Origin of the sequence: uncultured Algoriphagus sp., assembly GCF_963974835.1 — a bacterium.
Taxonomy (GTDB): Bacteria; Bacteroidota; Bacteroidia; order Cytophagales; family Cyclobacteriaceae; genus Algoriphagus.
Genome location: NZ_CAXBET010000008.1, coordinates 191,248 through 213,129, shown reverse-complemented (window position 1 = coordinate 213,129; position 21,882 = coordinate 191,248). Strand labels below are relative to the sequence as shown.

Annotated in this window: 21 protein-coding genes; 9 read left to right on the top strand and 12 right to left on the bottom strand. The window is 40.6% G+C overall.

What is annotated here, in order from left to right; all coding sequences use genetic code 11:
• Positions 1 to 63 precede the first annotated feature (63 nt).
• Positions 64 to 1,587, top strand: coding sequence for a DUF4394 domain-containing protein (locus AACZ73_RS16000; protein WP_339879374.1), 1,524 nt, complete (start codon positions 64 to 66; stop codon positions 1,585 to 1,587).
• A 63-nt stretch (positions 1,588 to 1,650) separates the two neighbouring features.
• Here AACZ73_RS16000 and AACZ73_RS15995 read toward each other — a convergent pair whose 3' ends face one another.
• Positions 1,651 to 2,301: a sulfate ABC transporter permease gene (locus AACZ73_RS15995; RefSeq protein ID WP_339879373.1), complete on the bottom strand. Its 651-nt coding sequence runs from the start codon at positions 2,299 to 2,301 to the stop codon at positions 1,651 to 1,653.
• A gap of 79 nt (positions 2,302 to 2,380) precedes the next feature.
• Here AACZ73_RS15995 and AACZ73_RS15990 point away from each other — a divergent pair, with 79 nt between their 5' ends.
• From AACZ73_RS15990 to AACZ73_RS15970, 5 genes are all read left to right on the top strand, one after another.
• Complete coding sequence (locus tag AACZ73_RS15990; RefSeq protein ID WP_339879371.1) at positions 2,381 to 3,574, top strand: tol-pal system protein YbgF; 1,194 nt, start codon at positions 2,381 to 2,383, stop codon at positions 3,572 to 3,574.
• 210 nt (positions 3,575 to 3,784) lie between these two features.
• The gene (locus AACZ73_RS15985; protein WP_283414458.1) at positions 3,785 to 4,267 is read left to right on the top strand and encodes an Lrp/AsnC family transcriptional regulator; all 483 of its coding nucleotides are present in this window, start codon (positions 3,785 to 3,787) and stop codon (positions 4,265 to 4,267) included.
• 54 nt (positions 4,268 to 4,321) lie between these two features.
• On the top strand, positions 4,322 to 4,864 hold the full coding sequence (locus AACZ73_RS15980; protein ID WP_339879370.1) for an NUDIX hydrolase: 543 nt from the start codon (positions 4,322 to 4,324) through the stop codon (positions 4,862 to 4,864).
• 1 nt (position 4,865) lies between these two features.
• Positions 4,866 to 6,221, top strand: a complete 1,356-nt coding sequence (locus tag AACZ73_RS15975) for an MATE family efflux transporter (RefSeq protein WP_339879368.1) — start codon at positions 4,866 to 4,868, stop codon at positions 6,219 to 6,221.
• Positions 6,222 to 6,291: 70 nt separating this feature from the next.
• Positions 6,292 to 7,644, top strand: coding sequence for a M24 family metallopeptidase (locus tag AACZ73_RS15970; RefSeq protein WP_339879366.1), 1,353 nt, complete (start codon positions 6,292 to 6,294; stop codon positions 7,642 to 7,644).
• A gap of 125 nt (positions 7,645 to 7,769) precedes the next feature.
• On the opposite strand, the gene AACZ73_RS15965 is transcribed toward AACZ73_RS15970, so the two are convergent.
• From AACZ73_RS15965 to AACZ73_RS15955, 3 genes are all read right to left on the bottom strand, one after another.
• Positions 7,770 to 8,945 carry an MFS transporter gene (locus AACZ73_RS15965; protein ID WP_339879364.1) on the bottom strand — a complete coding sequence of 392 codons (1,176 nt, stop codon included), beginning with the start codon at positions 8,943 to 8,945 and terminating at the stop codon, positions 7,770 to 7,772.
• A 47-nt stretch (positions 8,946 to 8,992) separates the two neighbouring features.
• Positions 8,993 to 10,094, bottom strand: a protein-coding gene (gene prfB, locus AACZ73_RS15960) for a peptide chain release factor 2 (protein ID WP_339879363.1) whose coding sequence is annotated in 2 segments (ribosomal slippage) — positions 8,993 to 10,033 and positions 10,035 to 10,094 — 1,101 coding nt in all. Because the reading frame shifts where the segments join, the coding sequence is not laid out codon by codon here.
• Positions 10,095 to 10,160: 66 nt separating this feature from the next.
• Positions 10,161 to 10,679 (bottom strand): hypothetical protein, encoded by a 519-nt coding sequence (locus AACZ73_RS15955; protein ID WP_339879361.1) that lies wholly within the window; start codon positions 10,677 to 10,679, stop codon positions 10,161 to 10,163.
• Positions 10,680 to 11,035: 356 nt separating this feature from the next.
• Between AACZ73_RS15955 and AACZ73_RS15950 the strand changes: the two genes are divergently transcribed.
• Together AACZ73_RS15950 and AACZ73_RS15945 are read left to right on the top strand one after the other, a co-directional pair.
• A complete protein-coding gene (locus tag AACZ73_RS15950) occupies positions 11,036 to 11,368 on the top strand; it encodes a hypothetical protein (protein WP_339879360.1) in 333 nt (110 codons plus the stop codon).
• A 411-nt stretch (positions 11,369 to 11,779) separates the two neighbouring features.
• On the top strand, positions 11,780 to 12,166 hold the full coding sequence (locus AACZ73_RS15945; RefSeq protein ID WP_339879358.1) for a GreA/GreB family elongation factor: 387 nt from the start codon (positions 11,780 to 11,782) through the stop codon (positions 12,164 to 12,166).
• Positions 12,167 to 12,220: 54 nt separating this feature from the next.
• Here AACZ73_RS15945 and AACZ73_RS15940 read toward each other — a convergent pair whose 3' ends face one another.
• The 8 genes from AACZ73_RS15940 to AACZ73_RS15905 all read right to left on the bottom strand — a co-directional run bounded on the left by AACZ73_RS15940 (position 12,221) and on the right by AACZ73_RS15905 (position 20,374).
• A complete protein-coding gene (locus AACZ73_RS15940) occupies positions 12,221 to 13,288 on the bottom strand; it encodes a branched-chain amino acid aminotransferase (RefSeq protein WP_339879356.1) in 1,068 nt (355 codons plus the stop codon).
• A gap of 37 nt (positions 13,289 to 13,325) precedes the next feature.
• A complete protein-coding gene (locus AACZ73_RS15935; protein WP_339879354.1) occupies positions 13,326 to 13,877 on the bottom strand; it encodes a cob(I)yrinic acid a,c-diamide adenosyltransferase in 552 nt (183 codons plus the stop codon).
• Between the two features lie 60 nt (positions 13,878 to 13,937).
• Entirely contained in the window at positions 13,938 to 14,654 is a 717-nt protein-coding gene (locus tag AACZ73_RS15930) for an ABC transporter ATP-binding protein (protein WP_339879352.1), read from the bottom strand.
• A gap of 67 nt (positions 14,655 to 14,721) precedes the next feature.
• Complete coding sequence (locus AACZ73_RS15925) at positions 14,722 to 17,493, bottom strand: hypothetical protein (RefSeq protein WP_339879350.1); 2,772 nt, start codon at positions 17,491 to 17,493, stop codon at positions 14,722 to 14,724.
• Positions 17,494 to 17,509: 16 nt separating this feature from the next.
• The gene (gene gatC, locus AACZ73_RS15920; protein ID WP_339879348.1) at positions 17,510 to 17,797 is read right to left on the bottom strand and encodes an Asp-tRNA(Asn)/Glu-tRNA(Gln) amidotransferase subunit GatC; all 288 of its coding nucleotides are present in this window, start codon (positions 17,795 to 17,797) and stop codon (positions 17,510 to 17,512) included.
• Between the two features lie 76 nt (positions 17,798 to 17,873).
• Positions 17,874 to 18,617, bottom strand: coding sequence for a lysophospholipid acyltransferase family protein (locus AACZ73_RS15915; RefSeq protein WP_339879346.1), 744 nt, complete (start codon positions 18,615 to 18,617; stop codon positions 17,874 to 17,876).
• Positions 18,610 to 18,984 carry a cyanoglobin gene (locus tag AACZ73_RS15910; RefSeq protein WP_339879344.1) on the bottom strand — a complete coding sequence of 125 codons (375 nt, stop codon included), beginning with the start codon at positions 18,982 to 18,984 and terminating at the stop codon, positions 18,610 to 18,612. The genes AACZ73_RS15915 and AACZ73_RS15910 overlap by 8 nt, the downstream gene beginning before the upstream one ends.
• Before the next feature lie 22 nt (positions 18,985 to 19,006).
• Entirely contained in the window at positions 19,007 to 20,374 is a 1,368-nt protein-coding gene (locus tag AACZ73_RS15905; RefSeq protein WP_339879342.1) for an NfeD family protein, read from the bottom strand.
• Between the two features lie 304 nt (positions 20,375 to 20,678).
• Here AACZ73_RS15905 and AACZ73_RS15900 point away from each other — a divergent pair, with 304 nt between their 5' ends.
• Complete coding sequence (locus AACZ73_RS15900; RefSeq protein WP_339879341.1) at positions 20,679 to 21,782, top strand: LysM peptidoglycan-binding domain-containing protein; 1,104 nt, start codon at positions 20,679 to 20,681, stop codon at positions 21,780 to 21,782.
• Positions 21,783 to 21,882 lie beyond the last annotated feature (100 nt).

Below are 21,882 nucleotides of genomic sequence, written 5' to 3'. Positions count from 1 at the left end.
ACGAATGTTAAAATCCAGTTGAATAGGTGGCTTCGTAAGTGTGGGAAATCAACTAATCAACTTATGAAAAGATCAACCATTTACCCAACACTGCTCGCCAGTATGATGCTCTCTCTCGTATTTATATCCTGTGATGACAAGGATGATGATATGGGACCGGTAATAGACATGCCAGGCACAGCACCTGAAGTAAGCTTCACGGCTTTGACTTCGGACAATAAAATTTTGATGTACGATGCCCAAAATCTAACGACGCCTACTAGCTCTGTGGATGTTACAGGTCTTGGATCAGGAGAGATGATCGTATCCATTGATTACCGCCCAGCGACTGGCCAGCTTTATGCGCTAAGTTCAATGAGTAGATTGTATCATATCAATGAAAATTCAGGAGCAGCAACTGCACTAGGCACTACAGCTTTCACTCCAGCATATAATGGTGCAAATCCTTCTTTGGACTTTAATCCGACTGTGGATCGTGTAAGATTAGTCACTGAATCCGGTCAAAATTTGAGACTTCATCCTGAGCTGGGTACAGTAGTTGCAATTGATGGATCTATCAATGGTGGTATGAATCCTCGTATTGGAGCTGTAGCTTACTCAAATAGTTTTTCAGGCACCACGACTACTACTCTTTATGATATCGATTTTGAGCAGGACAAATTGTATAAGCAAGTTCCTCCAAATGATGGAGGTTTAGAAGAAGTTGGAGATCTAGGAGTAGATTTCGACGGAATGGGTGATATGGATATCAATCCTGATAATTCTGTTGCATTGGCAGTAAATAGAAGTGATGATGAGACAAGACTATACACTATTGATCTATCTACTGGTGAAGCTATGTGGGTAGGAACTTTCTCTGCTCCAGTAGTTAGTATTGCATTTAAAACAAATCCAATCGCATATGCAACTTGCTTGGATAACAGACTGTACCGTTTTGATCCTACAAGCCCAAGTCCACTTGCAGTAGACATTATGGGATTAAAGGATGGCGAGAAAATCGTTGGTTTGGATTTCCGTCCAGTAAATGGTCAACTACTTGCAGTGTCTAACATGAGTCAATTGTACTCTGTAAATCCTTCAAGTGGAGCAATTACACCAATTGGAGATCCATTTATGCCAGCAGCAATGGGTACATACATTGGCTTTGATTTTAACCCAACTGTAGATAGAATAAGATTGATCACTGATCAAGGTCAAAACCTTAGATTACACCCTGATTTGGGAACAGTGGCTTTTGTGGACGGAAGTCTTAGCCCAGGTACACCAATGGCTAGTGGAGCGGCATATACCAAGAATTTTGCAGGAACAACTTCTACAGCACTTTATGTAGTTGATGCGCAAACAGATATGTTATATCAAGTTTCCCCTCCAAACGACGGTATATTAGTCGAAATCGGCCCACTTGGAATTGATATTACAGATGATAATGGATTTGATGTAGGTGGTACATCTGATATGGCCTATGGAGTATTTACTGTAGGTGGTGCTTCAGGAGTTTATTCAATCAATTTGATGACTGGAGCTGCTACTAAAGTATCTGATCTTAACTTTACGCCAAATTCTATGGCTCTAGGTTTAGGTTTCTAAGCTAAAAAATAAATAAGTTTAAAAGAGGGACCTGCATATTCTGCACGGTCCCTTTTTTCATTCTCAAGCTCTGTACACCATGATATACCAAGAGAGCCAAATAGCCAAAGGAATATAGTAAGACACGAAAACCACTATACTACATTCGCCAAATGGTCTTCGGCTGATCATGTGAAATCCGTACAGCCATACAATTCCGTAAATAATCTCAAAGACATTGAGCGTAGCCATAGCATAATGATATTGCGGAGCCACATTTCCCGGTCCCACTAGAGAGAGCAAGGAGAGCGCCCGAAATTCATCAATTTCAGTATAGGTAACTCCAGACTGTGGAGAGATATAAAGCAAAAGGCGGATCAATTCTGGGAATACAAAAACTACTTCGGCAATCAAGGCAAACTGCCACAGCTCTTTATAAGGGACTTTATAACCGATCAAAAAGGCTCCTAACCAAAATAAAAAGGAGATTACAGTGAATTTCCAAAGCAGTGCAAAAGGAGTCCAGAGATAATTGAGGGCATTAAAAATATGAAAAATCATGAAATCTCCCCTAGCTTCCAAATTATCGTAATCAGGTATAGCTTCGATAATTAATGTATTGGTGAGAAATCTGATTAGCAAAAACAGGAAGACTAATACAAAAAAATAAATCCGCTTGTCGAAATCAATTAGTTCTTTGAGACGTCGTCCTTCTGGAGTTAAAGTTTTAGCCATTTTTAAGATGAATCTGGCTCAAATCTAAAATTTTGTTTGGGAATACCTCTAATTTTGAGGTCTAATTAGATAGAAATATATGTTCAAAAAAATTGCCGTTATTTTAAGTATTTGGTTGGCTGGACTGGGCGTTGCTCAGGCTCAGGTTGCGGAAGAGGACTCTATGATCTTTGCTCCATCCAGATATTTATTGCTAGATCGTGGTTTACAGTTTAGAATTACCAAGGCAATCAATAGCATGTATAATTTTGATTTCCCTACAGCTGAGCATGACTTTGCCGTTTTGGCGCTTCAATATCCAGATCATCCTTTGCCAGAATTCCTTGTTGCGCTGGGTTATTGGTGGAGGATAGAAGTAGATGTTGCTAATGAAAAATACGATGCCACATTTGTAAAATACCTGGACAGAGCTATCGCTAAGGCGGAAGTAATGTTTGATGAAGATGAAACCAACAAAGAAGCTGCCTTTTTTCTGGCTGCGGGATATGGTTTCCAGGCAAGGTTGTACTCAGAAAGAAAAAGCTGGACAAAGGCGGCATGGGCAGGACGCAATGCGCTCAAGTACATGGATCTGAGTAGGGGTGAGGAGGAGTTTAATCCAGAACTTCTTTTAGGAGATGCATTGTTTAATTACTTCTCAGAATGGATTCCTGAAAACTATCCACTTTTAAAGCCAATTATGGCGCTTTTCCCCAAGGGAAATAAGGAGCTAGGCTTAAAACAGTTGGAGCAAGTCGCATCAAATGCTTTTTACACTCGGGTGGAAGCTCAGTACTTTTTATTCAGGTTATATGCCTCTGAGGAAAAGGAACCATTTAAAGCCTTACAAATTTCTGAATATTTGCACACCAAGTTCCCCAATAATCCCTATTTCCATAGATCCTATGCCAGGCATCTTTATACTGTTGGCCGATGGACTGAATCAGTAGAAGAATCAAAGGAAATCCTCGAAAGAATAGATGCAAAGCAAACTGGATATGAATCCAATAGCGGAAGATATGCAGCATTTTATATTGCGCAGTTTAATGAGCGCATGGGTGACCGGGAGGAAGCGAAAAAATATTATCAGAAAACACTTTCTTATGGCGAAGAGTCAGAGTCCCAGGAAAGTGGCTATTATCTCCATGCTTTATTGCAATTAGGAAAGATGGCAACCATCGATAAAAATAAGACCTTGGCAAAGAAGTACTTCAAGGAAGTAAAGAAATATGCAAAGCGTAAACACCCCGCTCATCAAGAAGCCAGAGAATTTATCAAAAAGAATAAACTTTAACTTAAAAAGTGACGTTCTACAAACTAGTCAACAGGAGATAATTTGAATTTGGCCAAGCAAGCATGTGATTTTATAAGGATTGTTTGTTGAAAGGCTTAGAAATATCAAGAAAATTTCGAATGTCAGCTTTAAAATTCTGATGAATGGTTTAAAACAATCATCAATTATATTAACTTTGCACGATATAAAATTTCGTAAATGCAAGAGATCATGGATCATAGCTTAAGAATAAAATTCGATAAAATCGATAGAAAGATTCTGGAAATCCTTCAGGCTAATGCCAAAATAACGAACGCTCAGCTTTCAAAAGATATTGGTCTTTCTCCCGCTCCAACATTGGAGAGAGTGAAGAAGCTCGAGCAATCAGGTATCATCAAAAGCTATCACGCAAAGCTTGATCCTGAAAAGATTGGGTTGGGAGTCAGTACTTTTGTATTAGTTAGTCTGATAGGACACAACAAAGGAAATATTGAAGCTTTTATGAAAGAGATCAATATTATTCCTGAGGTGATCGAATGTCACCACATTACCGGTACTGGTGATTTTATCCTGAAAATTATAGCAAAAGACATTACTTCTTACCAAAACCTGATGTTGGAGAAAGTGTCCGAAATCAAAGAAGTGGATTCCATGCAATCCATGGTAATTTTGTCTACTTTCAAGGATTCTAAAGTAATGCCTATCCCGGCTTAATGAGCCTAAATTATTTGTAAAGGGTGGCGAAAGTCACCCTTTTTTTTTGAGCATATGGAACACAACCCCTGGACTACCAAAAAGATTAATCCGATTTATGAAAATCCTTGGATTAAAGTAGAGCATCATGATGTCTTAAACCCTGCTGGCAAGGAAAGCATTTACGGGAAAGTGCATTTTAAGAATAGGGCCATGGCAATTATTCCAATTGATGAGAGTGGAAATACCTGGCTCATCGGACAATATAGATATCCGCTGGATGAATATTCTTGGGAAATACCAATGGGCGGAGGGCCTATGGCTGAAGATAAATTGGAAAGTGCCAAACGGGAACTGAAAGAAGAGACAGGATTGATAGCTGAAAAGTGGACCGAAATAATGAAAATCCATACTTCCAACTCGGTAACTGACGAGGTGGGTTTTGTTTACTTGGCTGAAGGACTTACTCAAGGTGAAACTGAGTTTGAAGAAACTGAACTATTGAAAATAAAGAAATTGCCTTTTACAAAAGTAGTGGAAATGGTAATGCACGGAGAAATCACAGATGGGATCAGTGTAGCAGCAATTCTCAAAGCTGCCAGGATTCTCAAATTATAGTATGACTATCAAGGATCATTTTAAAACCACTTTTACTCTGGCATTTCCGGTAGTGTTGAGTCAACTGGGTCAGGTATTGGTAGGCGTGGCTGATAGTATGATGGTAGGCCGCACAGGAGCAGTTCCTTTGGCAGCGGCGTCTTTGGGCAATAGTATTTTTTTTGTGATACTGATGTTTGGGATGGGAATCTCGATGGGAATCACTCCCTTAGTATCCGTAGCTGAAGGCAAAGGTAAATTCAAGCGAATCGGGCATCTTTTCCAGCATGGATTGTGGATCAACATCGTAACAGCTCTGCTTTTGACAGTGGTGGTGGTAGGCTTATCACAAGGTTTACATTTCTTAAACCAGCCCGAAGAAGTAGTTACTCTTACTATCCCTTATCTATTTATCATCACTGCATCGCTTTTGCCTTTTATGATTTTCCAATCATTTAAGCAGCTTGCTGAGGGTGTTGCCCAAACTAAGCAGGCGATGTATGTTACCATTTTCTGTAATCTGGTCAATGTATTTCTCAATTGGGTATTGATCTATGGTAACCTTGGTGCTCCGGAATTAGGATTGAACGGAGCAGGACTCGCCACATTGATTTCCCGCATTATGATGCCTATTGCGATGGGACTTTATGTGATGCGTTCCAAAAGATATAGTGTATTTAACCTTAAGCTGGGCATAGGTAAACTCAGGTTTTTACTCCTGAATAGAATACTGAAAATAGGAGTGCCAACAGGTTTTCAATACATATTTGAAGTAAGTGCTTTTAGTACTGCAGCTATAATGATGGGATGGATTGGAGTAAATGCGCTCGCAGCCCATCAGATTGCTATTAATCTAGCCTCAGTAAGTTATATGATGGTGTCAGGTTTGAGTACTGCAGGGATGATTCGTGTGAGTAATCAGGTTGGCAGAGGCAGTTTCAAAACCATGAGAGAAGCTGGAATGGTTGTTTTTGGCATGACATTGATTTTTATGTCAATCACTGGATTGATATTTATCCTCATGAGATCTTATCTTCCAACACTATATATAGACAATGAAGAAGTGGTGTCCCTTTCCGCCTCCTTGTTGATTATTGCTGGTTTGTTCCAACTTTCCGATGGTGTGCAGGTGGCAGGTTTGGGAGTGCTAAGAGGTCTTGAAGATGTGCGTTTTCCTACCTTGATCACATTGGTTGCCTATTGGGTAATAGGACTTCCGCTCGGATATTTCCTTGCTTTTGAACTTGGCTTTGCGGAAAAAGGAATTTGGTATGGTTTGTTAATAGGATTATCAGTGACAGCTGTGGTTTTATTTTACCGTTTTCATAAGTTGAGCCATCGCATGATCGCGGCAAATAAACCGGTGGTCATAGCCTAAGAGTCTTCGGACATTCTTGTGCTTCCAATTATTACTTTTTGTTTTATCTTCAAGCTTAATCCCGCCTAATATGATCAAAAACCTACTCTTTGCATTTTCTTTAGTTACACTATCTAATTGTGCTTTCGCACAAAACCTGGCTGTGCTGACCCAGCGCGATCAAGCTGAGGTAATAGACCGCTGGTTAGAATACCGTATTGAAAATCTTCTCCCGGAACTAATGACCGAAACGGGAATAGATATGTGGGTGGTGATCTCCAGGGAATACAATGAGGATCCGGTGATCCGCACTATGCTTCCTGCCACTTGGCATGCAGCGCGTAGAAGGACGATCTTAGTAATGTATCAACCTTCGGCAAGTGCGCCAGTAGAAACTTATGCAGTAGCTCGATATGATGTAGGAAAATCTTTCAAAAGAGCCTGGGATCTGGAAACACAGCCTGATCAGTGGAAAGCCTTGATGGATTTGATTTCATCCAAAAACCCAAAAAAAATAGGACTGAATTACGCAAAGGATTATGGCCATGCGGATGGCTTGACTACTAATGAGCATCAGGTGTTTTTGGAATATTTGCCTAAAAATCTTCAGCAAAATGTAGTCTCTGCCCAAACACTGGCCGTTCGTTGGCTGGAAACTAGAACTGAGCCTGAAATGGCTACTTACAAGCACATTCAGGAAATTGCCCATTCCATTGTAAGTGAAGGGTTTTCTGAGGCTGTAATCACCCCCGGTGTGACGACCACCGAAGATTTGGTTTGGTGGTACAGGGAGAAAATCAAGGAAATGAAGCTAGATACTTGGTTCCACCCTTCTGTGGACATTCAGCGTGCAGATCCTGCAAATACTGAACAGAATAGAAACTTCGCTACCAAGTCTCCAGAATCAGTGATCATGCCTGGCGATTTACTGCATGTGGATTTTGGAATTACTTATCTCAGATTAAATACCGATACCCAGGAAATGGCTTATGTGCTGAAAGCTGGTGAAACTGAAGTGCCGGAATATTTAAGTAAGGCTTTTGCGCAGGGAAATAGAGTTCAGGATATTTTGACTTCCAATTATGTAGCTGGTAAGACGGGCAATGAAATTCTTCGTGCTTCCCGAAAAGTACTGGACTCGGAAGGAATTCGTGGAAGCATCTACACTCATCCATTGGGTTACTATGGTCATTCTGCCGGACCTACTATCGGGATGTGGGACAATCAGGGAGACACTCCTGGAGCAGGTGATTTTCCTCTTCATGCAAATACCGGTTATGCGATTGAACTGAATGCTGTGGTTTTTGTGCCCGAATGGAATAAGGACGTGAGGATAATGCTGGAAGAAGGAGCTTTTTTTGATGGTCAAAAAGTCACGTATTATAATGGCAGACAAAAAGAGATTTTATCCATTCCGCGGATAAATAAGCACTTGGGAAATTAAATTCCTTTTGGAACGTCCAACTGATAAAGCCGCAGATTAACGCTGATCTTAAGATAACCTCCGATTATCAGACAGAATCTGCGCTTTCAAAACTTTAATAATCTGAGGAAATCTTTTGGAACAGATTATTCCAGTGCCATCCTCCGATTTGTTTTCGCAAAAAGCAAAGCAATAAAGGCCAATCCTGCAATTCCTGCACTGGTTAGAAATACCAAGCGGAAGTTGTCTGCGCTATTTGCAAAAAGAAATCCCGAAGTAAGTGCGCCAATTCCAATACCGGCCTCCAAAGCGATATACATGGTGGCTAGCGCCCTTCCCCGGAATTTGTCCAGCGAAAGATCTACCACCCAGGCTGCAGTAGTTGGACTGTACATTCCTACCGCACATCCGAACAACACGGCAGAACCCATCAAAGCAAATCTGCTCTCAGCATAAGCAATCAATACCATAGCACAAACCAGTGTGGCACTTGCTGCACGCATTACGGGAACACGGCCATATCTATCTGAGGTTTTGCCTGCCAATAATCGGATTCCTAATGAAGACAGCGTAAATACTCCAAAGAAAAGTCCTTTGTTTTCTATACCCAAGTGAGCCGAAAAATCCGGTATAATAGTGAGTATAACCCCGAAGGAAAAGCAGCAAAGGAATAGTATTCCAGAAGGAACCAACACGCGTGTTTCTATGATTTCGTCTCTTTTCAACTGAAGCAACCTCCATGAAATTGGCTTTTTTGGAGGGAGGGTTTCTTTTAGCCTAAATAAAATCAGGATAGACAATATGGCTACGGAAGCGGATACATAGAAAACCGTGTCGATCGTGAATAGCGTCGCTAGCCATCCGCCAATAGCTGGGCCAGCGGCCATTCCCATAGATCCAAAGAGGGAAAACATACCCATTGCTTCACCTCGCTTTTGGTAGGGAACTATGTCTGCGATGTACGCTGATTCTCCCGTGGGGGTGAAACCTGTGGAGAAACCATGAACCAGTCGAAGAAAAAGAAATCCACTTACAAAGCTGAGTAGGGGATATAATATGCCTACCAGAAAGCATACAGAAGCGCCAATCATCATAACGGGTATCCTGCCAATATTGTCGGCAAGCTTTCCACTAAAAGGTCTGGAAATACCCGCTGTCAAGGTAAATAAAGCAATGATCAATCCCTTGTAATCTTCCCCCCCAAGCGAAGTCAAATAAGCTGGTAGCTCCGGAATAATCATATTGAAGGATGAGAAAAACAGAAATGAGCTCAGGCAGAGTAAGGAGAAGTCCAGGGTAAAAAATGATGAACGTGTTTTCATAAAATCTGTAATAGAAAAAAGGCCAGGATTAACGCCTGGCCTAAATATTACTCTTTACTCGCCTGCTCTTCACTCTGTGCGAGTAGGAAGGCTTTCATAAACTCATTTAATCCCCCGTCCAGCACATGTTGTGTATCTGAGGTTTCATGTCCGGTACGGTTGTCCTTCACCAGCTTGTAGGGATGAAGCACATAGTTTCGGATTTGTGATCCAAAATCTACCCGCATCTTGGAAGATTCGATCTTTGCGATTTCCGCATTTCTCTTCTCCAATTCCAGCTGGAACAAGCGGGATTTTAGCATTTGCATTGCTTTCTCCCGGTTGGCAAGTTGAGAACGCTCGATCTGACATACTACCACGATTCCCGTTGGCTTGTGGGTCAACTGAACTTTGGTTTCTACCTTGTTCACGTTTTGTCCACCGGCACCACCTGATCTAGAGGTGTGCAATTCCACATCTGCAGGATTGATCTCGATTTCTATAGAATCATCCACTTCCGGATAGGCATACACCGAGGCAAAAGAGGTATGTCTTCTTCCTCCTGAGTCAAATGGAGAGATTCGGACCAATCGGTGAACACCAGTTTCAGATTTCAAAAATCCATAAGCCAGCGGACCTTCAAATTCCAACGTACAGGATTTGATCCCGGCTACTTCACCAGGTTGCATATCCACTTCCTTCACTTTGTAGCCATTTTTCTCACCCCACATTATGTACATTCTCATAAGGATAGAGGCCCAGTCATTACTTTCTGTTCCTCCGGCTCCCGGGTTGATTTCCAATACGGCGTTGAGCTGATCCTCCTCCGAAGAGAGCATTTTCTTGAGTTCCAACTCCTGTACGGCAGCCTCAGCTTTAACGTACTCAGCTTTCATTTCTTCTTCAGAAACTTCGTCTGCGCTGTAGAATTCAAATAAAACGTCGAGATCTTCGATGGTTTTATTGAGGGATTCAAATGAACCGGTCCAAGCTTTTCGGGCCTGAATCTGCTTCATGCTTTTTTCTGCCTCTTCTGGGTTGTTCCAAAAGTCAGGCTGGGCCGATATGGCCTCTAGGTCTTCTATTTCGGCAATCTTACGATCGTAGTCAAAGATACCTCCTCAAAGCCGATGTGCGGGCTTTCAAGTCTTTCAGTTGTTCTGAAGTCATCTGTCTAGGTTAAAATTTAGGGTGCAAAAGTCCGAAAAAATATCTGCTTATACCAATAAACTTCGATTAATCCATTCTCATTTGGATCAACTGAATCTTATTTCGACCAGTATTTTTAAAGGTTTTATAACGTAAAGGCAGCATCGCAAGGCCAGTTCCCAATAAAATCCCAGAGGTAAGTCCTACACCACTGTCAATGGAGAATTCATTGCCGTGATAAATGCTGTTTATTGATTCGGCTCCTAGTAAGATTATTCCAGCCCCAAGAGTTAATACATTCAAAGCTCTCAGCGTGCCATTCCGGCGATCTTTATACCGGATATCTATTTCGGTGATTGATTCTGGCGAGAGAATATTTTCACTTAGATAGATGAAATTCTGATCTATGCTTTGGATCACATCCGTGACAAAATAGTTTATTTTTGTGCTTTTATAGGTGATTTCTTCCCCTGGATAATATCGGATCTGAGACTTTTGTTTGGTTCCACGCTTCAAAAGTAAAAAGTCGGTTGACTGAGCAAATGCATGATTAGCACTGAAAAAAAGCAGGAGGGAAAAAAGAGTTAAAATTAGAAACTTACTCAATTTTTGAATTTTTGTTTTCGAAAAATATAAAGCAAACATTGTTTTATAGTGACTTAGTTGAACAGCCTATCTTTGTTTTCAATAGGTGAAAATAACACTTTTGAGGTATGAATTTTAAAAGTATAGGTTTACTGGTCTTATTTATCTTTTCATCCGTTGTATTATCCTGCAGTGAGGATCAGTGCCCCGAAAGCATCCCATATTTTTATGTCAGCGGAATAAGCAGTTTGATTCTGAATAACAGATCCCGACAGCCAATCAGCACTTCAAATCCCATGGTTTGGGAAGATATAAGCTATTAAATCTGGCTAGAAACAAAAGGGATTACACAGGGCAACTACTCTCCAAATGGATCTTTGCTCGCACAGGAATGCCATGTTATTGGATATGCAGGATCTAAAAATGGGATATTGGAGTTGGACATAATCAGTAATTCCAATTATTCCAATGAGATCCCAATTGGAGATTCAGCCACAAGTTTATTTGAGGTTGAAGTATCAGATAAAATACTTAGTGTAGAAGAATTTATGTCGATTTATAGGCAAAATTATAATTTCACTGATTTCAGATTGAAATTGTTAGAATCTCCCGCCGAAGGAGGAGAATTGCAAAGCTTTATAATTAAGCTAAAGTTTGTCGACGGTACATCCTTCGAGACAACTACAAGTTCTGTTCGGATTTTGAAATAGAAACAGCAGGAGAAAATTCTCAGATAAATTAATGGGATTGAAACACAATTCAGATCTATAGGCTTGACTAGTAAAAATTCCTACAGAAAATGATTCGGAGTTGCAGAGTATAGATTAACCTTATCCCGGAACTGTCGTAAGAGTATTTGTATTCAGGTAGCGATCAGTCAGAATGGTCGCTATTTTTTTAAATAGCTTCCCTTGAAATCTCAGCTATCACATAAATCCCTCCGTCTTTTTGCTCCAGCTTATGCTGGCAGACCGGACATTTGTGTGTTTTGCCAAAAGAACAAAGACTTTATTTCTTAGCCCTCGGTGATTTCCAATATTACGTAAGGAGGGCAATTTTCAAGATTCTTATCCTTCTATTCCAAGCATTATGACTTGGGTCCACTATTAATTTTCAACAAAATGAAGCCTATACTAACCAAAACGGACTATTCAATTATAAAAGAGTTAATTCTTAATACTCCGTCACCTATGATCACTAAGGAGATTTCTTTGCTGGCAAGGGAAATAGAAAAAGCCAGGAAAGTGACTGATTCTAAAATCGAACCTCAGGTAATCCGGATCAATTCCCATTTCGAAGTTCAGGACGTGGGCTCAGGCCAACTTTTGAAATTTCAACTGACCTTACCTAAAACCGCTAATCTTGCTGAAAAGCGACTTTCTCTTTTTACACCTTTGGGAGTAGCCTTAATAGGTTTTCAGGAAGGAATGGAGATAGAATGGACTCTTCCCGGAGGATTGAAAAAACTTAAAATTCTTAGGGTTCAGAATCCTGTTCATTCAGAATGAAAAAAGGCTGTCTACTAAAGTAGGCAGCCTTTATGCTAATAAGAAGTTCGGTCATTAGATAGATATGATCCAGTCATGAGAATCAGCTACTTGACCATATTTGATACCGTCTAGCTCTGCCAAAACTCTGTGGGAAAATGCATCTGCAGGTTTAGAAGGAAGTGTAAAATCTTTCCCGTTTACATTGATTCGCTCTACATGAGCGATTGTAGCTGCCGTACCTGTCCCAAATGCTTCTTCTAAGGTTCCATCTAATAAAGCAGTTTCCAATTCACCTACAGTCAGGAATCTTTCTTCTAAAGGCTCATTCCAATCTTTTGCCAGTTGGATAACTGAATCTCTGGTGATGCCTTTAAGTATAGTTCCAGTATTAGTTGGTGCAGTGATTAATGTTCCATTGATTTTGAACATTACATTCATTGTACCACTTTCTTCTATTTTGCTATGGCTTCTTCCGTCAGTCCATAGTAGCTGATCGTAGCCTGCCTTTTGAGCTTGACGCGCCGGGTAGAGAGAAGCAGCATAGTTGCCAGCTGTCTTCGCTGCACCTGTTCCACCTTCAGTGGCCCGGGTGAACGTAGTTTCTACTTTTACGCTTACTGGCTTATTGTAATAATTTCCCACCGGGCAGGTAAGAATGATGAATTTGTAGGTATCTGAAGGTCTTACTCCTATGTAATCATCCATGGCAAACATGTAAGGTCTCACGTAAAGTGAAGCTCCTTTTGCAGTGGGAACCCAATCTCTGTCCAAGTCAATCAGTTGAGTTAGTCCTTCCATGAAAATTTCTTCGGGAAGCTCAGGCATACACATGCGCTCAGCGGATTCATTAAGTCGTCTCCAATTTGCATCAGCGCGAAATACCAAAATCTTTCCATCCTCATTTCTGTAGGCCTTCATGCCTTCAAAAATTGATTGTCCGTAGTGAAGAGTTGCGTTAGCAGGATTTATGCTCAGCGGCCCATACGGCTCAATTCTAAGGTCAGTCCATTCACCGTCTTTGTAATCAGCCACAAACATATGATCACTGATCGTGCGTCCAAATACTAGGTTGGAAAAGTCTGTTTCAGGTATTCTAGAGTTCTGAACTTTAGTTACCGGTAGGGCAAGTTGTGTCTTCATTGGTTTTGCCGTTAGTCTGGCTGAGCCAGGTAGCTAATTATTTATTTCTGGGATTCCAGATTACTTCATTTACGTTGAGTTCTTGGGCCATTTTTCTGCATAATACAAAAAGATAGTCCGAAAGCCTGTTTAGATATTGAATCACTAATTCGGATACTTCCTCCATCGCTGCGAGCTCAGTGACTATTCTTTCACATCTCCGGCACACAGTCCTTGCAAGATGGCCAAAAGATATGGATGGGTGACCTCCTGGAAGAATGAAAGAGGTGAGTGGGGCTAGGGGCTTTTCCATTTCATCGATTTGCTTTTCAAGCATCTCAATGTCGGATTCCAATAAATCCGGCTTTTTCACATTTTGTTTGGAGGGATCTGTGGCCAAGTCTGCTCCAATAGTGAAAAGTCTATCCTGAATTTCTTTGAGAATTTCTGCCCTCATCCAGTTGACTTCCTGATCACGAAGCATACCTATATAGGAATTAAGCTCATCCACGGTGCCATAGGCATCGATTCTTACATCAAATTTTGGAACGCGTGTGCCTCCCAAAAGTGATGTTAATCCCTCATCTCCTGTTTTTGTATAGATTTTCATCTCCTTGCCCTGATTCTCTTAGGACAAAAATAACAATCTATTTGTAATAATAAGGTGTGATTATGCGTGCATTGCAATTCCACGGGTAGGATTCGGATTTATAGTATCCGTTTCCACCAAACCATCTCGTAATCTTACGATTCTGTGGGCATAATGGGCGATGTCATCTTCGTGAGTAACCATGATAATGGTATTGCCTTTGGAATGTAACTCATGAAAAAGCTCCATGATATCGTAGGAAGTTTTAGAGTCCAAGTTACCCGTAGGTTCATCGGCAAGAATGATGCTTGGCGTATTCACCAAAGCTCTGGCTATAGCCACACGTTGGCGCTGACCACCTGAAAGCTCGTTTGGACGGTGCTTGGTCCGCTCTCCCAATCCCACATTGCTCAGTGCCTGAAAAGCGATTTCTTCCCGATCAGATTTGGTCATACCTGCATACACTAGCGGAAGAGCTACATTTTCTAAGCAACTTGCTCTAGGAAGAAGATTGAATGTCTGAAAAACAAATCCAATTTCCTTATTTCTGATTTCGGCCAATTCATTCTCTGTCATATCTGACACATCCTTATTGTTCAGTACATAAGTACCTGAAGTAGGTGTGTCCAAACAACCTATGATATTCATCAAGGTTGACTTACCCGAACCAGAAGGTCCCATGAAAGCTACATATTCGCCCTTGTCCACAGATATGGAAACAGATTTTAGCGCTTGAATTACTTCTGAGCCCATTCTGTAGGTTTTGTTGATTTCGTGGGTTTCTATAATTTTCGTCATGGCTAGGGGTTTTGATAAAGTTAATGGTTTGGGTCAATTCCGCCTACACAAAAAACGTTAATAGGAATCAATAGTTCAAGTTCTGAAGCGTTAGAAGTTCATCTTCACTCAGCCATTGTTTTAGAATCTCCAAAGATTCATTCGCATAGGTATCAAGACCACTTTCCCTTGCCGCCTTGATTTTTCTTAGCCAGAGGATTGGATCCTGATTGAATTCAGTAGCTGCATTTAGTATTTCATATTGCGCCAAAGGATCCGAATTAGCAGCTACTGCGCTAATTATCAATGGACTAAGGTATGGATTTGCAGTGAGATCATTATTCGCTTTGATCCAGGAAACGAAGTGATTAACTGATTCTGAATTTGTGACATCAGGGTCGTTTACGAATGCACTAAGTTGTTCCTGCGGACCAATTTTTTCAGTTATAAATTTTTCCAATTCTTGTAAATTCGATTGGATTAGGCCATGAGACTTGTAGGCAACTAGCCTGATTGCTATGTCCGTTTTCAATTCACTTTCCGGTAGTGTTCGCCACTGTGACAATAAGTTTTGAGGGGATTTTTGGTGAAAATTGCTGATGATTTTAAAATACTCCCGAATTGTAGTATCCTCATTCGAAATGTACGCAGGCAAAGAGAATTGGTAGTTTTCTTGGATATCTACCGCTTTATCCGGCATGCCTGCTAATCCAAAAATACTCCAGTGATGGGTAGTGAAACCTTGAAATCCTTTCTCTTCGGCTGCTATAAATTCATTTGCAGCTTTTTGAAAATCCAGATTTTTTGCTAAAATACTTCCGGAAAGCTGAAGGTAATAGGCAGCATCATTAGGGTTTCGGAATGCTAACCCGTTAAGATTTTTCACTGCTTCAATTATTCTTCCAGCTGCTAAACTTCTTATTACTGCAGTCTCCTGAATTGACATAATGTATTCTGTCATTTCCGACTTCTGACCAAGACTATCCAAAAAATCTAAATCTGCGCTGGGATCGTTTGTATTGATCTCTGATAGTATATTTCTCCATCCGGCATTGATAAGCATAGGAGAGGATTCGGATTTGAGGCGTTCCCTGATGGAAGAAAGAAGTGCTGGATCAGGAATATTAGCCAAGGCATTAGACGCCGCGAGCTCATTGACCTGAGAAATCAAATCAGAAGATCCGTCTGAATTTACTTCGGGTTTTCCAAGCTTAGTCTTTAAAGCTGTTAAGTTAGCCTGCAAAACCGGATCAGTACTTTCTATGCTATCCATCAATTTTAAGGCTTCAGCAGACTTATTGACTTTGGTATAAAACAGGCCCAGGTTATTTAACAGGTGCGGTTCATCCGGGAAAATTGAAAGTCCATTTTCGAGGTAATATATTGCTTCAAACACTTTGTTCTCTTGGTGTAAACGATCTGCCAGCAATAGGATATTGTCAACCTGTGGGACTTCAGTAAAGCTTTCTTCCAGATGACTTTTTGCCAAAGTAGGTTGTTTAAGATCTATCAGCAATTGTGCAGCTGTAAACTTGGCCTTTGGGTTTTTGCGATAGCGCATCCATGCATTTTCGTATAGAATGCTTGCTTCCAGTTTTTTACCAATTTTATAATAATATTCTGCCAAAATATTACTTGTCATGGCATTTGCCTGCACTCCAATAATACCTCCGGTGTAGGTGGTCAAAACCAGAATAATTATCAAGCCACCAATCCTAACGTGATAATAAACAAGAGAATAGGGTTTAAATACCACTTTCTCAATTGCCTTTCCCGAATTCATGACAGACATAAAATTTGCCATGAGGTAGATGAAGAAAAACAGGGAGAACCCAAGTTGGGAATAAATAAGCAGGTGCTTGAACAGTTCCTCAGCAGGTTGATTTCCTGACAATTTCATTTTCCAGACTAGCCATAAAGCAAGGCCAAAGCCAATCAAATGCAGGGTCTTGATAACGATGGGAGTGGAGACTAACTCGTCACTTTGCTCTAATTTTTCTCCAATAGAAATCCTGCCGAAAATCCCGATTGGGATGAGTAGGAAAAGAGCCGAAAAGACTGGAAAAGGGAAATTCAAGTCTCCCTGCAAATCCATCAGGATAAAGAAGAGGGTTGATAGGTAGATGATTGCTACCAGAATGATTTGCACCCTGACATTCAGATTGAGATTACGGTTTGCTCTGGCGAGCAAAATGTAAATTCCCGAAAGAACTCCGTGTCCATTCCAAAATACCCAGCTTATTGCTAGCCCAAAACCAATTGTCAAGGTGTGCTCAGCAAGGTATATATCTGGACTTGCTATGGGACTTTGTGTCAAAAGAATAGCGAGTGCAGCAAAGGTTCCTGTGAAAATCCCTACCCATTTTATTGCCAGATGTATTTTTTGGCCCCAGAGGTGGAAGTAAATCAAAGGAATCAATGTGCCGGCAAGAAGAATTATCAAAGGATAATTAGCGCTTTGTCCTCCTATATTGAGCCCATTGAAATTGCTAAAAGTTAGCAGAACGATCCAACCTATTCCCCCAACTATGAAAAAGGTTTTTTTAAATTCAGTTATTAAGGTCAACACTGTGACAACTCCAAGCCATACTAGGATCGCATAGACATAAGATTCTGTCTGATAAAATTTAGGGGCCAAAGTCTTGAATTCTTGAAAGACCAGGTAATTGTCGACTTTGATTGGAAAAGAAATAGGACCAATCTGTACCCAGTCAAATGGAATTGCGATGGTATCGAGAAATGATCCAGCCTGAATATTGACGTAAGGCCGTGGGTCAAAAATTAAGTAATAAAGGGAAAAAAGCCCTCCCGAAACAATGAATAGGAGGGCTATAATTTTAATTAGGGTTGAGTATTTCAATGCGTTATTCAAAAATCTATTCCATTACTTTCGGTACGCGGAAGTATTCTGAGTCTCTTTTAGGCGCATTTTTTAAACCAGCCTCATGATCTAATTGGTGCCCGATTTTATCTTCCCGCATATCATTTACTTCTGAAGACATCGTAGTCAATGGCGCCACATTTTCGGTATCAATTTCATTCAATTTTTCCACCCAGTCCAAAATCTGACTCATGTCTTTTGACATTTTCTCCGCACTGCTTTCGTCAAATTCCAATCGGGCCAAGTGAGCGATTTTCTTGATTGAGTTAGTATCTATTTTCATGTCTTAATTTTTTTGTTTCACTAATTATCCCTCTCAGAAGAAATCTCTTATTATTACTTTTATGAGATACCTTTTGTCATGCTCCACTTGATGAGTTCGAATTATCTAAGTCAAGTTGACGCTGAATCACTTCAAAGCATTTTTCTTTTAAGCTATTTTCGGAAGCATATTGCGCAGGGAGTAGAGGATCGTGAAGCACCATTTTAGCACGCCTCCAATAAAGCAAAAGCTTCCCGTCGTCTGGCAAAATTAGGTGATTATAGGATAAAGTGACAGGTATGATGGGGATTTGTTTGTCATAGGACATCCGGAATGCTCCATTTTTGAAAGGAATCATCTCAGGAGGATTCTTAGTGAAAATCCCTCCTTCCGGAAAAATAATTACACTACTGCCAGATTCCAGTGCATTATCCGTTCGTTTCATTGTTTCAGCCCTACTTTTCAATCTTTCCCTGTCCACTGCTATGTGGAGATTTTTGAAGTAATATCCGAAGAGTGGGGCTTTTCTGATTGATGCTTTTCCCACAAAAAGCACATCTCCGGGAATAAAACCCATCATAGCGATATCTAGGTAGCTAAAGTGATTTGCCAGATAGATATAGGGTTTGCTTTTATCTATCTTTTTAGCTATTTCGATCTTGACTGGAAGAAAAATGCAAAGGAAGTAGCTTCTTGCCCAGTAGCGATTGATTTTTCTGCCAAATTTTTTCCAACCGGGCACCCAGATACAAATCAGGATAAATGGAAATATCAGAAGAAAACTCACTATAAAAATTAGTGCTGCATAAATGGAATACAGCCTTGCAAGCAAATTACGCATGGTTAATCATGTGATTTGCGGCTTTCACAAAATAGCTCATCATTGCTTCGCGTACATTTGCATCCAATGCTATCTGATCTAAAGCTAAGAGCATAGCATTCATCCAATGATCTCGCATTACAGCATCTATTTTCCAACGAGCATGCCGCATCCGAAGTCTTGGATGTCCTCTTTGCTCAGAATAGGTTTCTGGTCCTCCTAATACTTGTTGTAAGAAAAGAAATAACCGCTCCTCGGCAGGTTCCAGATTTTCTGGATACAATTTTTTTAATGCTTCATTTTTGGAGACTTCCTGATAGAAATACTTTGTCAACAAGCGGATCTGTTCTTTGCCGATCAGGTCATATATGGTCTGAGAGGAATTCATGGGGCAAACTTATTAAATTCTACTAAGCCTCATGCTTTTTTACTTTCAGAGAAGTGCCTTCAGTAGATATCACTATGATTTTTTCCCCTTGATCGATAAACTCTCCGCGGGAATAAGCGTCGAAGATATCCCCGTCTATTTCTATTCTTCCACTTGGTCTAAGGCGTGAGTGAACTACGCCAGTTTTTCCATTTAACGTGTCAGCATAGGATGAAGAAGTGTATCCTTCGCTTCTTTGCTGGGTGGAAGCAAGGGTTATGGTTTTAAAGGCACCCCACTCATTGACTTTCGGTGTCAGCCAGAATACTAGACCAACGGAAGCAATGGCGGCCAAAATAACAGTCAGTAAGGCGGCAAAGAGATCACCAGCGGGAACGAACTCGAAGTCAAAATTCTGGTTTGGAATCATTCCCAATACAAGCCCCGCTAAAATGCCAATAATTCCCAGAACTCCGAAAATCCCGAATCCAGGGATGACGAAGAGTTCTACTGCCAGCAATATCACTCCAATAAAAAAGACCAAAATCTCCCAGTTTTCAGCCAAGCCATTTAAGTAATAAGGAATAAAATAGAGTAAAACAGCTACTACCGATGCAAGGATAGGAAATCCTATACCGGGAGTTTGTAACTCAAAGTACAATCCTCCTATTATTATTAAAATCAAAAAACCGCTGACTGCTGGATTTAAGAAAAATGCTATAATCTGCTCAATGGACGCCGGTTCATAAGCAATCAATTGTGAATCACTCATGTTCTGAGCTTCTAGAATTGCCTCGATCGAATCAAATTGTCCTTCACAGAAACCGTATTTCTCTGCCTCTGATACGGAGAAAGTAATGACTGAGCCAGCTTCTGATATTCCTTCAATCTCGATTTTTTCATCTACCATTGCCTCTGCAATTTTCGGATCACGACCTTTGGCTTCAGCAGTACTTCGCATCATCGAGCGCATGTAGGATTGGTATTTGTCTGGTGCTGCAGCTCCATCAGTGTTATTGACCACTGTTGCTGCGCCTATGCTCGCACCTGGAGCCATGTAGATGCTGTCCGTAGCGATAGATATCAGAGCACCTGCTGAAGCTGCATCTTTATTTATAAACACATAAATAGGGATGGTAGAATTTAGAAGCATTGTTCTGATCTCGTCCGCATCATTAACGGCACCACCGTAAGTATCCATTTCAATAATAATGAGATCAGTATCCTGCTTTTCTGCACTTTCCAAAGCCAATTTTACTCGACGAGTCATGGCAGGATCAATGTCTTTATCGATTTTGAAAGTGAAAACTTTTTTGTCAATTCCATTATCCGATTGGGCAAGAACCAGTTGAGAGGAAAATAAGAGGAAAAGAATTAATGAGCTGAAATAGATTTTCATTTTTGATTTCATGTACGAATGATAAAAGATACGAAATACGAGTAAAAACTGATTCATTTGTTTATTTGGCAGCAATAAGAAAAAGTATTTTTCCAGCTTAAATTCCTATTCTTGGACTATTATTCGATCTTTGCGGGGAATGCAAGGATACTCATGGTCCATTTCGATTCTAGCATAATTCTTGCACCCTTGGCCTTTGGAAATTAATCTTGTATTTCTAATTAGTTTACTCCCAACTCAGTACATCTCTATGATTAATAGATCACAATTATTCTGGTCCTTTCTTCTTTTTTTCTCACTTTCTTCTTCAATATCAATGGCTTCCGAGAGAACTTCTGTCGATTCGGTGGGAGTGACACGCATCGGGGATCAATCATATATTCTTCATGAAGTAGATCCAAAAGAGACACTTTTCGGTATATCCCGTCGCTACAAATCTCCCGTAAGTGACATTGTGAATGCAAACCCTGCATTAAAGGAAGGCTTGAAAATTGGCCAGACGATCAAAGTACCTTTTATTTCAATGGCGGAAGTTCCTGCTGGTTCGGTAGTTCATAATGTAGTTCCTGGTGAAACACTTTTCTCGATCTCAAAAAAATATGGCGTATCGGTAGAAAGTGTAATGAAAGAAAATGGACTGAAAGGAAATGATCTCAGTGTAGGTCAGTCCCTCATTATTGAGCCTGCGGTGCCGGTGTCTGTGGCAAAAGAACCTACTCAGGAAGTGGCAGTTGCCAGTAGTCCGGTAGTATCCAATAAAAATGAAGGGAAAGGAAAGCCTGCAAAGAAAGTCGAAGAAACTCCTAAAGTAAAAGCAAAGCCAGAGCCTACTCCAAAAACAGAACCAACAAAGGCTTCAGCCCCGGAACCTGTAGTAGAAACAAGCAAACCGATGGTTCCAGGAGATTGGAAATCACACACAGTTCAGAGCGGTGAAACTCTATTCTCTATCGCAAATCAATATTCCGCTAAAGTTGAAGATTTGATAACCTGGAATGCTTTGACTTCAAACAATCTTCAACAAGGTCAGGTTTTGAAGGTTGGCCGTGGTGCAATGCAGGAATCTACAGTACCTGTGATTGGAGATCCAAGAGTTGTGAACAGCGTAGATGAAATGATGGTAGAGCCTGCAGATGCATCTACATCAGGAGGATTTAAAAATATCAAGGAAACTGGTCAAGCTGAACTGATTGAAGGAACAGGTGGGCATAAGAAATATTTGGTCCTTCATAGAACTGCCCCTGTTGGTACTATCATGAGAGTGAAGAATGAGGAGAACGATGTAACGATTTTTGCCCGGGTAGTCGGAACTCTTCCAGAAACAGGAGATAACAGCAAATTGGTGATTAAGCTTTCTCAGGCCGCTTTCGATCAGCTGAAAGCTGTAAATGGCAGATTCCCGGTAGAAGTAATGTATTAAGTTGAATGGCTAATGTCAGATGTTATCTGATTAATGAATGCCACTTTGCAATCAATAAATGCTCAAAGAAGACCGTCAATTCTGACGGTCTTCTTTCATT